Here is a 14,946-nt window from a genome sequence, read left to right on the forward strand (position 1 = left end):
AGCGGAACCATGTCAGCTGCCGTCGGCGGCCCGCCCGGACGCGGTCGGTTCCGCACCGCCCTGGTCGAGGCGGAAGGGCGGGTAGGCGTCCGTCATGAGGCTCGCGTAGGCGGCGACGCGCAGGACCCAGCGGTTCAGGCCGACGATCAGGGCGAACAGGTCACGCGGGTACCGTTCGGTGAAGGCCACGGCGAAGCCCGCGATGAGCGTGAGCAGGGTGATCAGGCCGCTGCTCCACCATCCCGCGTGCATGCCGCTGGTGAAGAAGGCGACCACGAGGTACTGGGGGATGGCGAGCAGCCACCACTTGACCAGGACCATCGAGCGGGAGAGCCGCTCCGGGTAGGCGATGTAGAGCCGGGCCGGGTAGTCGGGCTCGGGGCCCAGGCTGAAGGGCGGGTAGCGGTCGGTGCCCAGGGCTCCGTACGAGTAGTACGAGACGCGCCAGGACCAGCGGAGCACGCCGAGATTGAAGTCGAACAGGCCCCGTGGGAAGCGCTCGGTGAAGAGGATGGCGAAGAACGCGATCACCGTCACCACGAAGAAGGCGATCCACAGGAAGATCAGCACGATCCAGTGCGGGATCACCAGGATCCATTTGACCAGCCACAGCCAGCGGGACAGCGGCTTGTCGAGCTCGGCCGTCACCACCACCGGAGGGTAGGAGCCGCGCTGGGTTTCCATGATCGTCACTTCCTCGCCGGGTCGTCCTGCGCGTACGTGAGCCGTCGATGCCTTCCACTTCTCAGGATCGCCCGTCCTCGCCGTCCCGGCCCTCCGGAACCCGGGAGCGTCCGTGGTCGTCGGCGTAGGCCGCGAAGACCCGCTCGGGGGCCTCACCCGTGCGCAGGAACCGCTCGTCGAGGACGGTGGCCAGGTCCTCCAGCGCCGTTTTCAGCACCGACGCGGAGAGCCGGACGTCCGGATGGCGGGCCCTGGCGGCCCGGTCCGCGAGGCCGGCGGTGTGACCGAGCTGTCCGGCGAGGGAGATGTTCTCGTCCCCGTCGGAGAAGTAGTACGACTCGGCGTACTGCAGGAAGTCCACCGTCACCGTCGAGAGCGCCGAGGCGAGGCCGTCGAGGAGGGCGGCGCCGCCGTCGGAGTCGAGGGCCTGGTCCGTCGCCCGGCTGCGGCGCACGTGGGACAGCCGCAGGGCGAGCGCCCTGCGGCGGGCGAGGGCCGGGTAGATGCCGACGGTCCACGCCACGGTGGCCGACAGCAGAGCGAAGCCCACCAGGGCCTCCACGGGAGCGAGTACGCGCAGCCAGCCCGAGGTCGGCGCGATGTCGCCGAGGCCGAGAGTGGCGAGGGTGACCAGGGAGACGTACAGCGCGTCGACCGGACCCGCGTGCTCGGCAGGGGTGAGCTCCGAGGCGTACGTGAAGTCGTCCGGCATGCGCGGCCAGTAGATGAGCCCCCATCCGACGGCGACGGTGAGCGCCCAGACGGCGACGACCGCCATCATGCCGATCGGACCCGCGAGTCCGGCCGGCCGCCACCGCGCCCCTCGATGGGTGGACAGCCGCCACACCCCCCTCATCACCAGCCTGCTCAGCCCGCCGTGACGGGTGGGGTGCCAGAGCGTGTGGAAGACGTCCCTCAGGACCAGGAGGACCAGGGCCGTTCCCGCGAGTACCGGGATCCATGTCATCCCGGCACCGTCCTCCCCGCGCCCGTCCGCCCCTCGACGCGGTGCCGGACGACGGTCGTCAGCACCGAGAGCCGCGTCGACACCTCCGGCACAGGCGGCACGGGCACCTCGATGCGCCGGGCCTCGTCCGGCAGTGCGGCGAGATCGGCCTCGAAGCGGGCCCGGGCGGCGTCCAGGGTCTCGGGCGGCTCGGTGCGGAGTCCGCCGCGCATGACGGTCCGCAGCAGGGGCTCCGTGCCCTCGGGCGGTTCCTCGTTCGCCAGGCCGATGACGTCGCGCAGGCCGGGGCCACGGAAGACCTGCTTGGGGCCCGGCGACGTCACCTTCGCCGAAGACAGCTTCATGACGGGCCGGCCGTCGTACTCGACCAGCTTGTACGCCGCGTCCAGGTAGGGGGCGTCGGCGGCCGTGCCGACCTTCGACCCCACGGCGTAGGCATCGATCGGTGCTCCCTCCCGTACGAGCCGGTCGACGCCGTACTCGTCCAGTCCGCCGCTCGCGATGATCCGCACGTCCCCCAGCCCCGCCGCGTCGAGGGCCGTACGGGCCCGGCGGGCCAGCGCGCCCAGGTCACCGCTGTCGAGGCGGATTCCGCACCCCGGACCGAGCCCCAGGTCCTTGAGCACGCGCGCGGCCGTCGCGACGCCGCGGTCGGTGTCGTAGGTGTCGACCAGGAAGGCCACCGGGCCCGGATGGGTGCGGGCGAAGGCCCGGAACGCCCGCTCCTCGGAGCTGAAGGCCTCGATGTACGAGTGGGCCATCGTGCCCGCAGCCGGGATGCCGTAACGGCGCGCGGCGGCGACGTTGCTCGTGCCGGCGAAGCCCACCAGGGCGCACAGGCGGGCCGCCTGGATGCCCGCCTCCGGCCCGTGGGCGCGGCGCAGCGAGAAGTCCACCAGGGGCCGCCCGGCTCCGGCGAGTACGCACCGGGCCGCCTTGGACGCGACCGCCGACTGATGACAGAGGAGCGACAGCAGGTACGTCTCCACCAGCTGCGCCTGCGGCAGCGGCGCCGTCACCTCCAGGAGCGGCTCACCGGCGAGGACGAGCCGCCCTTCGGGTACGGCGCGGACCTGACCGTCGAAGGACAGGCCGTGGAGCGGTTCGAGGTCCTCCACGGGCCGCCGCAGCGCCTCGGCGAACTCCTGGACGTCCGAGCGGCCGACGCGGAAGCGGGCGAGGTAGTCGAGGGCCGGTTCCAGCCCGGCGGCGACGAGGAACCCGCGGCCCGGTGGCAGGTCGCGCACGAAGAGGCTGAAGGTGGCCGGCGCCCGCATGTCCTCCCGCAGGTACGAGAGCGCCATCGTGACCTCGTACAGATCGGTGGTCGTCACCTGGGACATGCTTCGAGCATGCGCGGACGGCGGGTGCTCCGCACGGGGACGGCGCGGAAGGCTACGCCTCGGCTCCGCCGGCGAGCTCGCAGCGAACGTCCACGGTCCAGGTGGGCATGGGTGGCGACCACGGCGTCCACGCCCGCGGCGTCGCGGGCGAACCGCTCCCGGTTGCGGTGCCGCAGCTTCGCGAAACCCTGGAAGAGACCGCGGTCGAGGAGGACCCGGGGCATGGTCGCACTCGACGCACTCGACGCACTCGACGCACTCGACCAGGTGCGTGCTGCCGGTGACCGTCCCCGGGGTGGACGGGGAGCGCGGTGACGCGCGACAGGAAGGCGAGAAGGAAGTGGGTGGGCGCCATCAGCCGGGAACACCACCCCCACCCGGTACGGAGCGCCCCGGTGGACGCCCGGAACCCCGGCTCCCGTCCGCCCCGTGCCCTCGTCCTGGACACGGACGGTGTGCTCCTCGACTCGGCCGGCCTCCACGCGGCTGCCTGGAAGACCGCGCTGGACGCCTGCCTGGAGGCCGTGGCGGGCGAGCGGCAGCCGCCCTTCGACGCCGAAGGCGAGTACCGCCGGTTCGTCGACGGAAGATCCCGCTACGACGGGGCCGCGGCCTTCCTCGCGGCCCGTGGCCTCGAACTCCCGGCGGGAACGCCCCGCGACCCGCCCGGCCGCGCGACGATCCGGGCGGTCGCGGCCCGCAAGGAACAGGCCTTCGTCGATCTGCTGCGTACCGAAGGCGCCACGGCCTTCGACGACGCCCGGCCGGCGCTCGCCGCCCTGGGCGAGGCGGACGTGTCATGCGCTGCCGTGTCGGCCTCCCGGCACGCCCGGGCGCTGATCCGTGCCGCGGGCCTCGCAGGTCTCCTCACGGCGATCGTGGACGGCGAGGACGCCGCCCGGCTCGGTCTCGCCGGCAAGCCGGACCCCGCGCTCTTCCTCCACGCGGCCGCCCTCCTGGGCCACAGCCCGCGGGAGACCGCGGTCGCCGAGGACGCACTCGCCGGGATCGAGGCGGCGCGTCGCGGCGGCTTCGGTCTCGTCGTCGGCGTCGACCGCACCCCGTCGCGGAGCTCCACCGCCCCCTTGCGGGACCAGGGGGCCGACCTGGTGGTTCCCGATCTCCTCACGCTCGTACGAAGCGTGTGGGGTGAGCGCGGATGACCGGCGTCTGGACGTGGAGGTACGACGGATACGACCCGGAACGCGAGCCACTGGTCGAGGCGCTCTGCACCCTCGGCAACGGCCGGTTCGCCACCCGCGGCTCCGCTCCCGAGTGCACGGCCGGGACCACGCACTACCCCGGTACCTATCTGGCCGGCTGCTACGACCGGCTCCCCTCGATCGTCGCAGGCGAGCGCGTCGAGAACGAGGACCTCGTCAACCTCCCGAACTGGACCCTGCTGCGCTATCGCTGCCTGCCGGACGACGGGCCGCCCGGCGACTGGCTGACGCCCGACGCCGAGGAACTGCGCCACTGCGAGGTCCACCTCGACCTGCGGGCGGGCGTGCTCACCCGACGCCTCCTCTTCGAGGACGCCCGGGGGAGGGGGCTGAGCGTCCACCACATCCGCGTCGTGCACATGGCAGATCCGGGGCTGGCGGCCCAGCGCACCCTGTTCCGCGCCTTCGGCTGGAGCGGTTCCGTCGAGGTGCGGTCGGTTCTCGACGGCGCCGTCACCAACGCCGGAGTCGAGCGCTACCGGCACCTGGACGGGCGGCACCTCAGGGACCACCGGAGCGGATTCGAGCCCGGCGGCGTCGCCTGGCTCTCCTGTCGTACGGTCGACCCGGGCATCAGGATCGCCCTCGCCGTCCGCACGGTCACCCGCCCCGCGCGACGCGCGCGGGAGGCGACCACGTCGCAGGGCACCGTGCAGACGTACCGCCTCCCGATCGTGCCCGGCCGCTCGACGACGGTCGTGAAGACACTGGCACTGCACACGTCGACCGACCTGCCCGCCGCCGACCCGCTCCCCGCGGCCGTCCACGAGATCGCCGGTGCACCGGCCTTCCCTCGGCTGCTCGATGCCCACAAGGCGGCCTGGGAGCGAGTCTGGGAACAGGGGAAGCTGCACGTGCCCGGTGAGGCGGGCCGCATCCTGCGCCTGCACGTGTTCCATCTGCTGCAGACGCTGTCCCCGCACACGGCGGACCTCGATGTGGGCGTGCCCGCGCGGGGACTGCACGGTGAGGCGTACCGGGGGCACGTCTTCTGGGACGAGCTCTTCGTCCTGCCCTACCTCGACCTCCACTTTCCCGAGGTGGCCCGGGCGCTGCTCATGTACCGGCACCGGCGCCTGCCGGCCGCCCGCGAGGCCGCCCGCCTCGCCGGTCAGCAGGGGGTCATGTACCCCTGGCAGAGCGCGAGTTCGGGCCGGGAGGAGACACAGGTCCTGCACCTCAACCCGCGCTCGGGGCGATGGTTGGCCGACGGCTCCCGGCTCCAGCGCCATGTGGGGTCGGCTGTCGCGTACAACGTCTGGAAGTATGCGCAGGCCACCGGCGACCGGGGATTCCTCCACTCGGCCTGTGCGGAGATTCTCCTCGAGGTCGGCCGCCACTGGTCGGGGGCCGCCACCTTCGACCCGGCGCTCGGCCGCTACCGCATCCGCGGGGTCGTGGGACCGGACGAGTACCACGACGCCTATCCCGACGCCACGACACCCGGAATCGACGACAACGCCTACACGAACGCGACCGCCGCCTGGGTGCTGGCCCGTGGCCTCGATCTGCTCGGTGAACTGCCCAGGGCCCGCCGCTCGGAGCTCGTGGAGCGGCTTTCACTCGACGACGAGGAGCTCTCCCGCTGGGAGCACGTCTCGCGCCGCCTGTACGTGCCGTTCCATCAGGGCGTGGTGGGCCAGTTCGAGGGGTACTGCGAGCTGGCGGAGCTCGACTGGGAGGCCTACCGGGCCCGGTACGGCGACATCCGTCGGCTCGACCGGATCCTTGAGGCCGAGGGCGACACGGTCAACCGCTACCAGGCGTCGAAGCAGGCCGACACCCTCATGCTCGGCTACCTCTTCCGGCCCGAGGAGCTGTACCGCCTGTTCGACCGGCTCGGCTACCGGCTGGACGACGACGTGTGGCGTGCGACCGTCTCGTACTACCTGCGGCGCACCAGCCACGGCTCGACGCTGAGCAGTCTCGTCCACGGGTGGGTGCTGGCCCGGCAGAAGGGCGCCGACGCCTGGCGGTACTGCGAGGAGGCCCTGCTCGCCGACGTGGCCGACGTCCAGGGGGGAACGACCGGAGAGGGCATCCACCTCGGGGCGATGGCGGGCACGATCGACCTCGTCGAGCGCGGGATCACCGGCCTGGAAGCGGGACCGGAGGGACTACGGGTGGCTCCGGTGCTGCTCGCGGAGATCCCACGGTTCACCTTCACCCTGTGCTGCGGCCGTCATCGAGGGGTACGCCTGCGGATGCTTACCGGGCGGCTGGCCATCAGGGTTCCCGCCTCGCACGAGAGCCCGCTCGCCGTCGAACTTCCTGACAACCGTCGGTACACCGTCCGAGCCGGACAGGAGCGTTGGTTCCGTCTGTGAGCGGAGGTCCGGCCGGGGGCTGTGAGCGGAGGTCCGGTCGGGGACGGCCGTCTCGGCGGAGGTTCAGTCGAAGGTGAGCACCTCCGAGACGGGCCGGCGCGGCGTGGCCCGCCCCTGGGGGCCGTAGCCCAGGCGGAGCACCATGTGGACGAAGCCCGTCGTCGAAGCCGGATCGCGCACGACGGAGCGGAGTTCGGACCACTCCAGGGGCTGGGACATGAGGGAGGTCGACAGACCGTCGAGGGTTGCCCGGAGCAGTACCCGCTGCAGCGCCTGCCCCGCCTTCAGCCAGTCCTCCGGGCCGTCCTCGGCTGTTCCGAGAAGAGCGATCTGGGGCCGCTTCTCGAACGGGGCCGAGACACGGGCCGTCACGCGTCGGGAGGAGTCGAAGTCCCGGACGGGAGACGTCACGTCGTACTGCCGCGGGCCGAAGGCGTACGAAGGGATGCCCTCGGTCCCGGGGCCCTCGTCGGACGCACCCGTGCGTGTCCAGGCGGCGATCTCCGCGCGAACCGCCGCGTCCGCGGCCTCGAACCTCTCGGAGTCGTGGACGAGTCCGAGGACGGCTTCGGTGTGCCACGCTCCGGGAAGGACCAGTCGGCAGCCTTCCAGAATGGCCGCGGAGCAGAGCGCGTCGGTCAGCTCGGAGGGGATCCGTTCCTCGGTGAAGGGGAAACGGCTGGTGTGCCGGAGCGGCAGAGCGGCATGGAGCGCGACGAGATCGCGGTCGATGTCGTCCGGTCCGTGCAGTTCCACGTCGGCGAAGTGCCAGCGGTCTTCGGGGCGGGGCAGCAACCTGACCGCGGCGTGCCGGCCCCGGTGCGCGGCGGCGGCCCGCAGCCCGAGCAGGGCGGCGCCGCAGCCGAGGTGGAGCGCGCGGTGGTCGGGGTCCTCGTGCGGCATGCCACGCAGCGGATCGCCGTGCAGCTCGATGATGCCCGCGCCCGCCCTGCAGACGAACTTCCAGGGCTGTGCGTTGTGCATCGAGGGGGCCGTGACGGCGTCCTTCACCAGCGACGTCACAAGGGGTCGGGTCAGATCGGTGGGGGACACGGTCGGTCCTGTCTGTGAGGAGTCACCTTCATGTGCTTCATCACCGCACCTCCTGTTCGAGCGTTCGGCCGGTGCCCCGTCGCGCGTCACCACCTTCCCCCGCCCGCTCGGGGGCGGCGAGGGCCGAACGGTCCACCGTCAGGACCGGTCGGACCGTCAGGGCCGGTCGGATCGGTCGGATCGGTCGCTGTCAGGCTGGTCGCTGTCGGGCTGGTACGCCTCCCCGTCCGGGTGGGGACCTTTGGCCCCGCCCTTGCCCCCAGCGGCCCTCCGGCCGCTCGGGACGATCTGCCATGGTGGAAGCGAGTCCCGGTCCGTGTCAGGAGGAGCCATGGAGCGAACCGCGGCCCGTCTCGACCTCGGCGGTGTCGTCGTCGGCGTCGACGGATCGCCGCCCGCACGCACGGCCATGATGTGGGCGGCGGCGGAAGCGGCCCTGCGGGGCGGCACCCTCTGTCTCGTCCACGCTACGGATACGAACGCACAGGCTCCACTCCTGTCGCAGGCGGAGATCCGCCGGAGTCGGCAAGCGGGGCGGGACACGCTCGACCGTGCCACCCAGGAGATCAAGGACCGCTACCCCGAACTGACGCTCATCGAGGAACTCACCGAGGGCGCAGCCCCCGAAAGCCTGCGGCGAGCCGCCGCCCTGAGCGGCACCGTCGTCGTGGGACACCGCGGCCTCGGCGGGTTCTCGTCGCTGTTGCTCGGATCGGTGGGTCTCGAGGTCGCGGCGGCCGCCACCACGCCCGTGGTCGTGGTGCGCGGGACCGGGGAGCCGATCGAGGCCGGCGTGGTTCTCGCGGCGGTGCGAGACGACAACGACATGGGCTGTGCCCGTGTGGCGGCACGCGAGGCCGTGCTGCGCAAGGTGCCGCTGCGGCTCCTGCACGTATGGAGCATCGGGCTGTCCATCGGCTCACCGGCAGTGCGGCGGCGCGACTGCGGCGAGGAGAGCGCCCGCGAGCACGTTCACGCGCTGACCTCGGTCTCGGACCAGGTCCGGGAGGAGTTTCCGCACCTCATCGTGCACGCCGACGGCCAGAAGAGCCACAGCGTGCCCGGAGCTCTCGTCGACGCGTCGCACCACGCCGACCTCCTCGTCATCGGCGGTCGACGCTCGCCCGGATACCTCGGACCCACCCTCGGCCGGATCACCCTCAGCCTGCTGCAGCACGCCCACTGCCCGGTGGAACTCATCCCCCGGCAGGGGCCCGGTCACGGGAGCACGTCATGACACGCGCCCAGGGCGTGTGTCGAAAGTCCCGCCTGCCCGGCGCGCCCGGCACGCACGCTCGCGGAGCGACGGGCCGTCGCGGTCTGTATGCGACCGGGTCGGGAACGGGCACTCGTATCCGGCTGGAGCGCCCGGGACACCGGAACTACCGTGAAGGAGTGCCCATCGAGCGCGGACCGCGCCCTCGACGTGGCCGGAGGTGGCGATGGTCCGGGAAAGCCCGGAGCCGGCGGACAGCAGGCTCCCGCGGCTGCGGCTCGACCAGCTGCTCGACGAGCTCCAGGTGCGCATCGACGAGGTGCGGGGCACCAGGGACCGGCTCAACGGGCTGCTGGAAGCCGTCATGGCCGTGGGCAGGGAACTCGACCTGCCACAGGTGCTCAAGGACATCGTGGAGGCGGCTGTCACCGTCGTGGACGCCGAGTACGGCGCTCTGGGCGTGATCGGCGACGGCAGTAAGCTCTCCGAATTCATCCCCGTCGGCATCGGGGACGACCTGCGGGCGCAGATCGGAGACCTTCCCTCCGGCCACGGCCTGCTCGGCGAGCTGATCCGCAACCCCCGACCACTGCGGTTGCCGGAGCTGTCCGAGCACCCCGCCTCGTACGGGTTCCCACCGCACCACCCGCCGATGCACTCGTTCCTGGGTGTGCCCATCCGCGTGCGCGGCGAGGTGTTCGGCAACCTCTACCTCACCGAGAAGCGCGGAGCGGCCGACTTCGACGCCGAGGACGAGGCCGTGGTGACCACCCTGGCCGTCGCCGCGGGCATCGCCATCGACAACGCCCGCCTCTACGAGGAGGGCAGGCTCAAGCAACGGTGGCTCGCCGCCAGCTCCGATCTCACCAGCGCCCTCTTGTCGGGCGCGGAGGAGACAGAGGTTCTCGACGGGATGCTGGAGCATGCCGTGGACATCGCGGGCGCCGACATGGGGGTCTTCTACCTCGTCGGTGCCGGCGGTGAGCTGCGGGGCTCGCTCGCCCGCGGCGAGGGAGCCGAAGCACACCAGGGCGTGGTGCTGCCGACCAGCGAAGGAACCCTGGCCGAGGCCGCGCTCGCGCAGGAGGGCCTGGTCACGGTCGTCGATGTCGAGAACGAGCCGCGTATCACTGTGCAACCCGAACGGTGGAAGGGCTTCGGGCCGGTGGTAGCCGTCACGGTCGGCACCAAGGAACGACTCAGCGGGGTGCTGATCCTCGCGAGGCGTCACAAGCGGCCCCCGTTCTCGGGCGCGGAGATCACCGCTCTCCCGGGATTCGCGGGGCAGGCGGCCCTGGCCCTCGAACTTGCCGACCGGCGCCGCGACGCCGAGCAGGTGATCCTCCTGGAGGACCGCGACCGGATCGCCCGTGACCTGCACGACCTGGCGATCCAGCGCCTGTTCGCCACGGGGATGACCCTGCAGAGCGCCCGGAGATTCGTCGAGCACCCCGAGGCCGTGGACCGGCTGAACCGGGCGATCGACGACCTGGACTCCACCATCAAGATCATCAGGTCGACCATCTTCGGTCTTCGGGAACACGACCCCCAGGGCATCGCCCCGAAGCTGCGGTCACGCGTGGTCAAGGCGGTGGACGAGGCCGCGGGCACGCTCGGGTTCGCTCCCGCCCTGCGCATGGAGGGCCTCCTCGACACGGACGTGCCCTCCGAGGCGGCGGAAGAGGTGATCGCGGTCATCGGCGAAGCCCTCACCAACGTGGCGCGGCACGCACGGGCCGGCCGGGCCGAGGTGTCCGTGGTCGTCGAGGACGGAGTCCTGGCCGTGACGGTGAGTGACGACGGGATCGGCATGTCGCCGGGCGGTGGCCCCCACAGCGGAGTGCGGAACCTCTCCGAAAGGGCCGAGCGGCTCGGCGGCACCCTGACGGTCCACGCGAGGCCGCGACCGGGCAGCGGCACGGTACTGCAATGGCGGATCCCGCTGCCGAACGAGCGGAACTGAGACCCGCTACCACGCCTAGGCGTGGTGCTCGGGCGTCTGCGCGGCGATGACGGCCGCCTGTACGCGGCGTTCCACGCCGAGCTTGCCGAGCAGCCGTGAGATGTGGTTCTTGACCGTCTTCTCCGACAGAAAGAGCCGCTCGGCGATCTGCCGGTTGGTGAGCCCCTCGCCGATGAGGTCGAGCACGGACCGCTCCCGCTCGGACAGCACCGCCAGCCGTTCGTCCTCCGGGGGCTGCGCCGGCTCGGGGTCCCGGAGCGAGTGCATCAGCCGGGCCGTGGTCGCGGGATCCAGCATCGACTGGCCCGTGGCCACGGTCCGTACCGCCGAGACGAGGTCGGACCCTTTGATCTGCTTGAGGACGTACCCGGCCGCCCCGGCCATGATCGCGTCGAGCAGTGCGTCCTCGTCGTCGAACGACGTCAGCATCAGGCACGCCAGCTCGGGCATCCGGGAGCGGAGTTCCCGGCAGACGGAGATCCCGTCACCGTCCGGAAGCCGCACGTCGAGGACCGCGACATCCGGCCGCAGCGCCGGCCCCCTGGCCAGGGCATGCTCCGCCGTCGACGCCTCCCCGACCACGTCCAGATCGGGCTCGTCGTCGAGCAGGTCACGAAGGCCGCGGCGGACGACCTCGTGATCGTCGACGAGGAAGACCCTCGTCGGTGCGGCGGCTGTCGGAAGATCGGACATGGCGATCCCCTGCGGTCGGTGGGTCGATACCCGCCCCCACAAGGATTGTCCGTCAAGAAGCGTCCGCATGGGCATCGAGATCCCTGCGTACGTCGACGACGCCCCCAGCGGCCACGACGTCAGCGCCTGCCACAGCAACGGCTGGTCCTGCCGGCACGCCTGGCACCAGACGGGCAACATCGTCGCCTTCTGTCAGATCCCTTTACGCGCGCGCTGTCCGGCGGTAACTTCCCGCCGACGCAAGAAGTTTCTGAAAGTTTCCGACAGTGTTTCCAGCGGACGTCGTTCCCAGAGCCCGGGAGCGAGGTCCGGCCGGTGACGCCGTCCCTCCCTGGAGATTCAGATGACACGCACCCGCAGACGGCTGCCGACCCGCCCGGTCGCCGCCCTGGCGGCCGCCGCCGGCATCCTCGGCCTGGTGGTCGCCGCGCCCCCCGGCGACACCTCCCCCCGCACCGCCCCGGTCGCGGCCGCCGCCGACAGCACGGCCACCGTCTTCTACTGGACCAAGACCAAGAACTGGTCGGCGTACAAGCTTCATTGGGCCCCCGACGGCGGTTCCTGGACCACCGTCCCGGGCGTGGCCATGGAGGCCGCCTGTACGGACTGGGTGAAGAAGACCGTCACCCTCGGGGCGGCCACCGGGCTGCAGGCCACCTTCAACAACGGCTCCGGCACCTGGGACAACAACGGCGGCAAGAACTACGCCCTGGGCACCGGGAACATCACGGTCAAGGACGGGGTGATCGCCCACTCCGACCCCTGCGCCGGGACCGAGCCGACGCCGACCCCCACCCCCACGCCGTCCGCCTCGGCCAAGGCCACGGTGTACTACTCCGCCGAGGCCCTCGGCTGGTCCACCGTCAACCTCCACTACCAGCCCGCGGGCGGCGCCTGGACCGCCGTCCCCGGCGTCGGCATGCAGACCGCGTGCACCGGCTGGTGGAAGCGGGAGGTCGACCTCGGGACGGCCACCTCCCTCAAGGCCGCCTTCAACAACGGCAACGGCATCTGGGACAACAACGGGGGCTCCGACTACGCGATCGGCACGGGCGTCAGCACCGTACGGAACAACGTGGTGACGGCGAACGCGGCCGACCCGTGCGCCGCCGCCGTGCCCGACACCCAGGCCCCGACGGCTCCGACGCGGGTGACCGCCGCCGCCGACGGGGTCTCCGTCCTGCTCACCTGGGACCCGGCCACCGACGACCGCGGGGTGACGAAGTACCAGGTGACCCGTACCGGCGGCACCTCCGGCACGGTGGTGACCGACGTCGGCTCCACGGTGTTCTCCGATACGAACCTGGCAGAACGGACCACGTACGGCTACACGGTGAAGGCCGTGGACGCGGCCGGGAACGTCTCCGTCGCCTCCGCCGCCGCGTCCGCCACCACCGGGGACAAGCCGGCGACCCCGGCGACCGGGAAGCCGCTGGGCACCGACCCGCGCAAGGACCCGATCTACTTCGTCCTGACCGCCCGCTTCAACGACGGCGACCCGTCGAACAACCGCGGCGGCAGCCAGCACACCAAGTCCGGCAACGCGGCCAACGACGACCCCATGTTCCGGGGCGACTTCAAGGGCCTCGTCCAGAAGCTGGACTACGTCAAGGGCCTCGGCTTCTCGGCGATATGGGTCACCCCGGTGGTCCTCAACCGCTCGGACTACGACTACCACGGCTACCACGGCTACGACTTCTACAAGGTCGACCCGCGCCTGGAGTCCGCCGGCGCCTCCTACCAGGACCTCATCGACGCCGCCCACGCCAAGGGCATGAAGATCTACCAGGACGTCGTCTACAACCACTCCTCCCGCTGGGGCGCCAAGGGGCTGTTCACGCCCACCGTGTACGGCGTCCGGGACAGCCAGTGGAGCTGGTACTACGACGAGAAGCAGCCCGGCTTCGAGTACGACGGCCTCACCATCGACTCCAAGACCGGCAAGTCGTACTACAACGGCGACATGTGGTCGACGGCCGAGCCGGCCGGCAACACCTGCGTCAACTGGGGCACGCCCACCCAGTACACCTCCCCCGAGGGCTACCGCATCTACAACTGCCAGTGGCCGAGCCCCACCTCGGGCATGTTCCCCAAGGCCCTCTACCACCAGTGCTGGATCGGCAACTGGGAGGGTGAGGACTCGCGTTCCTGCTGGCTGCACGACGACCTCGCCGACTTCAACACCGAGAACCCCACGGTCCAGAACCACCTCATCGGCGCCTACAACAAGTACATCGACATGGGCGTCGACGGATTCCGCGTCGACACGGCCGTGCACATCCCCCGCACCACCTGGAACCGCCGCTTCCTCCCTGCCATCCAGGAGCGTGTGACGCAGCGTCACGGCGCCGAGGCCGCCAAGAACTTCTTCGTCTTCGGCGAGGTCGCCGCCTTCGTCAACGACAAGTGGAACCGCGGCTCGGTCAACCACTCCGCGCAGTTCTACACCTGGAAGGAGCGCAAGGAGTACGACGCCGACGACACCAAGGCCGCCCTGGAGATGTACGACTACGAGCAGCAGCAGGGCACCGGCAGCCAGCCCACCTCCACCAACGCCTTCCTGAACGGCAACAGCTACCACACCCCCGACCACAGCCGCTTCTCCGGCATGAACGTCATCGACATGCGCATGCACATGAACTTCGGTGACGCCCCCAACGCCTTCCACAACGGCAAGGACTCCGACGACAGTTACAACGACGCCACCTACAACGTCGTCTACGTCGACAGCCACGACTACGGCCCCAACAAGTCCAGCGAGCGGTACGCGGGCGGCACCGACGCCTGGGCCGAGAACATGTCCCTGATGTGGACCTTCCGCGGCATCCCCACGCTGTACTACGGCTCGGAGATCGAGTTCCAGAAGGGCAAGAAGATCGACTGCGGGCCCACCTGCCCGCTCGCCACCACCGGCCGCGCCTACTTCGGCGACCACGTCGCCGGCTCCGTCACGGCCTCCGACTTCTCCCAGGTCTCCGCCGCCTCCGGCACCGTCGCCACCACCCTCCAGCAGCCCCTGGTCAAGCACGTCCAGCGGCTCAACCAGATCCGCCGCGCCATCCCGGCGCTCCAGATGGGCCAGTACTCCACCGAGGGCATCTCGGGCGACATGGCCTTCAAGCGCCGCTACACCAGCGGCACGACGGACAGCTTCGCCCTCGTCGCGATCTCGGGCGGCGCCACCTACACGGGCATCCCCAACGGCACGTACACCGATGCCGTCACGGGTGACGTGAAGACCGTCACCAACGGCACCCTCACGGTCGCCGCACCCGGCAAGGGCAACCTGCGGGTGTACGTCCTCAACGGCACCGGCAGGATCGGAGCCGCGGGCCCGTACCTGAAGTAGGTCGGCAGCCCACCGTGTGCGGGGTGTGGGGACGGCCCACCGTCCCCACACCCCGCACTCTCATGCCGGCGTATGGGTGCGGGCGGTCAGTCCCTGGCGCGCGCCGCACCTGTCCGGTGTTCGCTCGG

12 protein-coding genes are annotated in these 14,946 nt (G+C 71.2%); 6 read left to right on the top strand and 6 right to left on the bottom strand.

What is annotated here, in order from left to right; all coding sequences use genetic code 11:
* Positions 1-12 precede the first annotated feature (12 nt).
* The 4 genes from OG361_RS37535 to OG361_RS37550 all read right to left on the bottom strand — a co-directional run bounded on the left by OG361_RS37535 (position 13) and on the right by OG361_RS37550 (position 3,218).
* On the bottom strand, positions 13-684 hold the full coding sequence (locus OG361_RS37535) for a DUF4389 domain-containing protein (RefSeq protein WP_405860876.1): 672 nt from the start codon (positions 682-684) through the stop codon (positions 13-15).
* 61 nt (positions 685-745) lie between these two features.
* Positions 746-1,651, bottom strand: a complete 906-nt coding sequence (locus OG361_RS37540; RefSeq protein ID WP_405860878.1) for a potassium channel family protein — start codon at positions 1,649-1,651, stop codon at positions 746-748.
* Positions 1,648-2,994: a nicotinate phosphoribosyltransferase gene (locus OG361_RS37545; protein ID WP_405860880.1), complete on the bottom strand. Its 1,347-nt coding sequence runs from the start codon at positions 2,992-2,994 to the stop codon at positions 1,648-1,650. Before OG361_RS37545 ends, OG361_RS37540 begins: the two co-directional genes overlap by 4 nt.
* The gene (locus tag OG361_RS37550) at positions 2,982-3,218 is read right to left on the bottom strand and encodes a hypothetical protein (protein ID WP_405860882.1); all 237 of its coding nucleotides are present in this window, start codon (positions 3,216-3,218) and stop codon (positions 2,982-2,984) included. Before OG361_RS37550 ends, OG361_RS37545 begins: the two co-directional genes overlap by 13 nt.
* 171 nt (positions 3,219-3,389) lie before the next feature.
* On the opposite strand from OG361_RS37550, the gene OG361_RS37555 reads away from it, so the two are divergent.
* Entirely contained in the window at positions 3,390-4,157 is a 768-nt protein-coding gene (locus OG361_RS37555; protein ID WP_405862646.1) for an HAD family hydrolase, read from the top strand.
* Complete coding sequence (locus OG361_RS37560) at positions 4,154-6,544, top strand: glycoside hydrolase family 65 protein (RefSeq protein ID WP_405860884.1); 2,391 nt, start codon at positions 4,154-4,156, stop codon at positions 6,542-6,544. The genes OG361_RS37555 and OG361_RS37560 overlap by 4 nt, the downstream gene beginning before the upstream one ends.
* Before the next feature lie 63 nt (positions 6,545-6,607).
* On the opposite strand, the gene OG361_RS37565 is transcribed toward OG361_RS37560, so the two are convergent.
* The gene (locus OG361_RS37565; RefSeq protein ID WP_405860886.1) at positions 6,608-7,597 is read right to left on the bottom strand and encodes an Acg family FMN-binding oxidoreductase; all 990 of its coding nucleotides are present in this window, start codon (positions 7,595-7,597) and stop codon (positions 6,608-6,610) included.
* 331 nt (positions 7,598-7,928) lie between these two features.
* Here OG361_RS37565 and OG361_RS37570 point away from each other — a divergent pair, with 331 nt between their 5' ends.
* Complete coding sequence (locus OG361_RS37570) at positions 7,929-8,834, top strand: universal stress protein (RefSeq protein WP_405860888.1); 906 nt, start codon at positions 7,929-7,931, stop codon at positions 8,832-8,834.
* 205 nt (positions 8,835-9,039) lie between these two features.
* On the top strand, positions 9,040-10,776 hold the full coding sequence (locus OG361_RS37575; protein WP_405860890.1) for a GAF domain-containing protein: 1,737 nt from the start codon (positions 9,040-9,042) through the stop codon (positions 10,774-10,776).
* 15 nt (positions 10,777-10,791) lie between these two features.
* Here OG361_RS37575 and OG361_RS37580 read toward each other — a convergent pair whose 3' ends face one another.
* Positions 10,792-11,469 carry a response regulator gene (locus OG361_RS37580; RefSeq protein WP_405860891.1) on the bottom strand — a complete coding sequence of 226 codons (678 nt, stop codon included), beginning with the start codon at positions 11,467-11,469 and terminating at the stop codon, positions 10,792-10,794.
* 67 nt (positions 11,470-11,536) lie between these two features.
* Here OG361_RS37580 and OG361_RS37585 point away from each other — a divergent pair, with 67 nt between their 5' ends.
* Together OG361_RS37585 and OG361_RS37590 are read left to right on the top strand one after the other, a co-directional pair.
* A complete protein-coding gene (locus tag OG361_RS37585; protein ID WP_405860893.1) occupies positions 11,537-11,788 on the top strand; it encodes a hypothetical protein in 252 nt (83 codons plus the stop codon).
* A 24-nt stretch (positions 11,789-11,812) separates the two neighbouring features.
* Positions 11,813-14,818 (top strand): carbohydrate binding domain-containing protein, encoded by a 3,006-nt coding sequence (locus tag OG361_RS37590; protein WP_405860895.1) that lies wholly within the window; start codon positions 11,813-11,815, stop codon positions 14,816-14,818.
* Positions 14,819-14,946: the final 128 nt, after the last annotated feature.

This window comes from Streptomyces sp. NBC_00090, assembly GCF_045160815.1.
GTDB lineage: Bacteria > Actinomycetota > Actinomycetes > Streptomycetales > Streptomycetaceae > Streptomyces.